The organism is Dietzia timorensis (genome assembly GCF_020742175.1).
Taxonomy (GTDB): Bacteria; Actinomycetota; Actinomycetes; order Mycobacteriales; family Mycobacteriaceae; genus Dietzia; species Dietzia timorensis_A.
Window position 1 is genome coordinate 1 of record NZ_DYXM01000082.1, and the last position, 5,378, is coordinate 5,378.

6 protein-coding genes and 1 pseudogene are annotated in these 5,378 nt (G+C 64.2%); 5 read left to right on the plus strand and 2 right to left on the minus strand.

All coding sequences use genetic code 11. From position 1 onward, the window contains the following. The first annotated feature begins 48 nt into the window (after positions 1-48). A complete protein-coding gene (gene purU / locus K8V11_RS04520; RefSeq protein ID WP_303911207.1) occupies positions 49-909 on the plus strand; it encodes a formyltetrahydrofolate deformylase in 861 nt (286 codons plus the stop codon). A 349-nt stretch (positions 910-1,258) separates the two neighbouring features. Here the strand turns inward: purU and K8V11_RS04525 are convergent, their stop codons facing one another. After that, the gene (locus tag K8V11_RS04525) at positions 1,259-1,537 is read right to left on the minus strand and encodes an LppA family lipoprotein (RefSeq protein WP_303911209.1); all 279 of its coding nucleotides are present in this window, start codon (positions 1,535-1,537) and stop codon (positions 1,259-1,261) included. Positions 1,538-1,927: 390 nt separating this feature from the next. On the opposite strand from K8V11_RS04525, the gene K8V11_RS04530 reads away from it, so the two are divergent. From K8V11_RS04530 to K8V11_RS04540, 3 genes and pseudogenes are all read left to right on the plus strand, one after another. Next, positions 1,928-2,143, plus strand: a complete 216-nt coding sequence (locus K8V11_RS04530; RefSeq protein WP_303911211.1) for a hypothetical protein — start codon at positions 1,928-1,930, stop codon at positions 2,141-2,143. Then, a complete protein-coding gene (locus K8V11_RS04535) occupies positions 2,127-2,510 on the plus strand; it encodes a type II toxin-antitoxin system death-on-curing family toxin (protein ID WP_303911212.1) in 384 nt (127 codons plus the stop codon). Before K8V11_RS04530 ends, K8V11_RS04535 begins: the two co-directional genes overlap by 17 nt. 365 nt (positions 2,511-2,875) lie before the next feature. After that, positions 2,876-3,603 (plus strand): annotated as a pseudogene (locus K8V11_RS04540) (hypothetical protein). 19 nt (positions 3,604-3,622) lie between these two features. Here K8V11_RS04540 and K8V11_RS04545 read toward each other — a convergent pair. Beyond that, positions 3,623-4,705 carry an o-succinylbenzoate synthase gene (locus K8V11_RS04545; RefSeq protein ID WP_303911216.1) on the minus strand — a complete coding sequence of 361 codons (1,083 nt, stop codon included), beginning with the start codon at positions 4,703-4,705 and terminating at the stop codon, positions 3,623-3,625. Positions 4,706-4,800: 95 nt separating this feature from the next. On the opposite strand from K8V11_RS04545, the gene K8V11_RS04550 reads away from it, so the two are divergent. Beyond that, positions 4,801-5,378, plus strand: a 578-nt coding sequence (locus K8V11_RS04550) for an enoyl-CoA hydratase-related protein (RefSeq protein ID WP_303911214.1), incomplete at its 3' end; no start/stop codon positions are given.

Consider the following 5,378-nt stretch of genomic DNA (forward strand, 5'->3'; position numbering starts at 1 on the left):
CGGTCCTCGGGCCGACGCCGATAACGGCGACCGTTAAGATTAGTGCCCATGAGCACTCCCCGCCAGTCGGAATTTGTCGTGACCCTCGTGTGTCCGGATGGGCCCGGCATCGTCCACGCGGTCACGGGCGCGGTGCTCTCCGTCGACGGCAACGTCACCGAGAGCCAGCAGTTCGTCAACGCCGATAATGGCCACTTCTACATGCGACTGCAGGTGCAGACCGACGCGAGCGCGGACGCGCTGCGGGAGGCGCTCGACTCCGTCGTCATCCGGTATAACGCCGTGTTGTCCGTTGACGTCGCGGGCCGGCAATGCAAGACGCTGATCCTCGCGTCGAAGGAGGAGCATTGCCTCGGCGATCTGTTGTTCCAGCGCAGCCAGGGCTATGTGCCGATCAATGTGCCGGTCGTGCTCGCGAATCATCCGAACCCGGGGCCCCTGTCGCACTTCTATGGCGTCGATTTCGAGTACCGGCCGATCAGCGGCGCCGAGGACAAGGTTGCGTTCGAGAAGCGGGTGCTCGAGCTCGTCGACGCCTACGACATCGAGCTCGTCGTGCTCGCCCGCTACATGCAGATCCTCTCCCCCGAGCTGTGCGAGAAGCTCGCGGGTAGGTGCATCAACATCCACCATTCGTTCCTGCCCGGGTTTAAGGGCGCGAACCCGTACCGGCAGGCGCATGCGCGCGGGGTCAAGCAGATCGGCGCGACCGCGCATTTCGTCACCGCCGATCTCGACGAGGGTCCGATCATCGAGCAGGAGGTCACGCGTGTCGACCACACGCGCTCGGTGGACGAGCTCCGCGCGATCGGCCAGGACACCGAATCGCGGGCGCTGCGTCAGGCGGTGACATGGTTCGCGCAGTCGCGCGTCCTGCTCGACGGGCAGCGGACGATCATCTTCCCGTAAAACACACCCCACCCATAATGCCGGACTCGCGTCGCCTGATGGTTCCTTGTTAGTTTCCCGCGCCGGGCTCGAGGCGGTTCTTGTCGGCAGCTTTGAAATAGCAGTCAAGGCCACCAGCAATGACGATATTCGACTCCCACGATAGGTTTATGGAATCTCCTTTAAACTCACCGTACACGCGAGCATCGATACCGTTGGTGAGTTGGTAAACATCTAAGTACTTGTCGAATCCGTATTAGGCCGCAATTCGCTCAAACGTTTCGAGCGTTTGATCAACCTTATCTTCGGGTACCCGATTTCTACTTATAGCATGTTCGGGGTTGTGCGAATACGGAGTTATTTCCTGACTTCACAACGGATTTCCGCATTTTCTTTCATAGCCTTTGGCACCTTGTTCCCACTTTGTACCTGGAACGATCGCCGCGATCTCATCCTTGAGCTCACTTACCATCTCATCGTAATTCGACCTCGCTTGCTCCAACGAAGGACGGGAAGCCAGCTCACCGATATCGTCATTTTCCCTATCTGGGAAAGCCGGGTCTTGATCCTCGGTCATCATTCCACACCCACTAACGAACAAAACTGTCGACATCAGGATTAATAATGCCTTGGCTATGCTGTCTTTCACGTTCCATACGCCCCTTGTCATATCTTGCTTCCTGGTCGTATTCCGGATTAGCTTCAAGACGTTAAATACCATCGTGGCTGTGAGGTGCCCCGCCGAATTTTTGCTAGTTCGCGGCTATCTCAATGGGGTCATCCCATGATTGCATTGAATAGACCCTTCCTTCCTGGGCACCTAAAATCTCTTCCGAGAACCCAGTGCCGAATAGATCTGATTCAATGTTCGGGGATCCATAGAAGACTGGCGCTGGCAGATCACCTCGCGGATTTAGCGGCGTCTCGAAGGCAGCGCCGAGTCGCGGGCGCTGCTCGATGAGCAGCGGACGAACATCTTCCCGTAGGCGCATTTTCGCCCGCACGGATATATACTTCGGATATACGCAAGGAGAGGTATATGGCCAAGCGCTTGGTAAGCATTCCCGACGACGTTGATCAGAAGCTCAAGGAATCGGTTCCCTCCGGTCAAATCAGTAGTTTCATCTCCGAACAGATTGAGCGAGGCCTCAATGAGCAAGGTCTTCATTCACTAGACGACGCCATCGCGCACATCGCCACGCACGACGTGGATCTTCTCAATCGCCTAGGGAATGTGGATGGTCTGGACGCCTGAAATCGCCGACATCCTTCGCACGTACGCGACGGTGTACGGGGAGTTTCCCGAGATTCGCGATATCGGACTTCTTCACAGTGCGATGGAGCGTCCCCAGGCAGTGGTATTCGGATCCGAGCAGTACCGATCGGTCGATCTCAAAGCTGCCGCCCTGCTGGATTCGTTGTGTCGAAATCACTCATTTGTCGATGGCAACAAGCGGTGCGCATGGATCTCCGTTCGTTTGACGTACTACCGCAATCTCAAGGCGGTGTGGGTTGCCGGTGACGACGCGGCCTACTCGCTGGTGGTTCGAGCGAGTTCTGAACACATGGACGTTGACGACATCGCCGAGCACTTGAGCTCAGGTTTCGCACCGCTGAGATGAGCCTCCAGCACGTTCTTACTGCGCGATCGAACCAACGCAGCATGTCCGAGCACCACGAAAGCCTCGGGCACGCAGCGGACGATCATCTTCCCTTAGGCGCCCCGCAGCTCGCGGGGATGCCGTTCGCGGCGGGCCCGAGGTATCGACACGAGTAGGTTGGCCCTATCGAGGGCACCCGACGCCCGCCTCGCAAGGATCGTTCGTGATGGAGATGCGCGCCCATGATCCCGGTGACCTACTACCCGACATCCACGCAGCGCCAGCTGCAGAAGAATCGCGAGCTGGTGGCCGATAAGCCCTACGCTCATTTCTTCCGAGAGGATTTGGGGCTACGCGAAGAGGTGATGCCTGCCCTCAAGGCGCCGATGGATCTGGCGCTCGCGCTGCGCGCAACGAGTTCCGACCTCAATCGCCTAATCGAGCCCGGATACCAGGAGGTCGAGACCGGATACTGCGCGCTGCCGGACGGCAGCGGATACGTCACGAGTCTCACCCGCTTTCCCGGGGCCAGGGCGGAGATGTTTCGCTGGTGGTTTTGGTGGCATTCGGTGGAGGCCGCCCGCTGCACGCTGTGGTTCCCCTGGAATCACGTGAGCGCGCTCGCGCAGAACCGCGACGTGCTCACCGCCCCGGCCTGACCGACGAACAGCGCTACATCGGCAACACCCACCACGTCGACGAATACATCGGCGGCGATCTGCAGAAGATCGCGATCCGCTTCGTCGACCCGGGCGAACTCGGCATCGACACCGCGGCGCTGCCTGCCGCCGGCATCCACGGCATCGCCTGCGGCCACGTCTACCTGCGCCGGCCGTGGCTGCACTCGGCGACCATGGTCCACCTCATCCGCGACACCGAGGAAGGTTTCGAGCTGCGCTCCCGATACCGGCTCGGAGACCGGATTTCCATCGTGCTCGGCAACCGCACGCTCGACCTCGACCGGATCACCGCAACGCTCGGTCTCAAATCTCGTCTCGCCGATGAGCGGCTTGCCTACGAGCAGCTTCTCCACGATCAGATCGAATTCACGCACCTGGCGGGCATCCTCCCCGGCCTCTTTGCCGAGTTCGGGCCGGGCAAGAACTCCGAATAGCGGCGCGCCGCAGCGTTCGCTACGCCCCAGTGGCTTCCGCCGCGAGCCCCTCGTAGCAGCGCCGCAGCCGGGCGATCCACCAGTCCCTCCGCTCTCCGGGGGCGGCCAGCGCGTCCAGGCGTGCGGGGTCGGGTTCGGTCATGACGGCGGGCAGCGAACCTTCCACAATCGGCCGAGGCTCGGCGACGTCCTCGGCGAAGAACCCGCCGGTGCCGAGCCCGCACGCGGGGATGGTCCCCCCGGCGCCCGCGGGCAGCGCGGCCGCCGCGGCAAGCCCGGCACCCATGCCGACGGCTGTGTCGAGGGCGCTCGAGACCGTCACGTCGAGGCCGAGCTCCCGCAGCGAGCCGGCGACGGAGAGCAGTCGGCGCGGCCCGCCGAGCGGCGGCGCCTTCACCACGGCGCGGTCCGCTCCCCCGGCGTGCGCGACGAGCAGCGGGTCCTCGGCGCGCCGGATCGACTCGTCCGCGGCGACCGCGATCGCGCCGCCGGCGAGCGTCCCGCCGACGATGTACCCTCGCTCGGCGCCGGCCGCGATCTCCCCGCGCAGCTGGGCGAGCTCGGGCACCGACGCGCACGGCTGTTCCATGTACTCGAAAATGCCACCCCGCTCGGCGACGACGCGTCCGAGCACCCGCGCCGCCTCGTACGCCTCCGCCACGGACCACGCACGGTTCGCGTCCACCCGGACCAACGCACCCGGGATCGCGTCCAGCGCCGCGGACACACGCGCGGCGTCGTCATCCAGCGAAGACGGGGTGCTGGGCGAGGGCCCCACCTTGACCTTGACGGTCCGGCACCCGGGGAACCGTTCGAGGATGCCCGCGACCTCGGCAGGCGGAACCGACGGCACCGTCGCGTTGACCGGAACCAGCTCGCGCAGCGGCCGCGGCGGCCCCTGCCACGCCATTTCGAGCGCCGAGCGCAGCCATGAGGCCGCCTCGGCGTCGCCGTATTCGGCGAACGGCGCGAACTCTCCCCAGCCCGCCGGGCCCTCGACCAGCAGCGCCTCACGCCGGGTGACGTCGCGGAACCGCACCCGCATCGGCAACGACACGACCCGCGCGCGCTCGACAATCTCGTCGAGCGCAGGCAGCTGCACCCCTTCGCCCGCACCACCCTGGCCAGTGCCGGGGTTCGCGGGGTTATCGATAGCTCCGTCCATGTGCTCCACGCTAGTTCGCTAACGTGGCAGCCATGACCAGCGCATCACAGACCAGCGGCAACCCCTTCGACCCGAGCCAGTGGCGCACGGTGCCGGGGTTCGAGGACCTCACCGACCTGACCTACCACCGCCACGTCGGGACCGAGCGCGCCGACGGGACGGTGCGCATCGCGTTCGACCGGCCGGAGGTGCGCAACGCGTTCCGCCCGCACACGGTCGACGAGCTCTACCGCGTGTTCGACCACGCCCGCCGCTCGCCAGATGTCGGCACCGTGCTGTTCACCGGAAACGGGCCCTCGGAAAAAGACGGCGGCTGGGCATTCTGCTCCGGCGGCGACCAGCGCATCCGCGGCCGCTCGGGATACCAGTACGCCACGGACCACGACGGCGACGTCTCCGCAGCGACGGCGGACAAGGTCGACGAGGCGCGGGTCAAGGCGGAGGGCGGGCGCCTACACATCCTCGAGGTGCAGCGACTCATCCGCACGATGCCGAAGGTCGTCATCTGCCTCGTCAACGGCTGGGCCGCGGGTGGCGGCCACTCGCTGCACGTGGTGTGCGACATGACCCTCGCCTCCCGCGAGCACGCGCGCTTCAAGCAGACCGACGC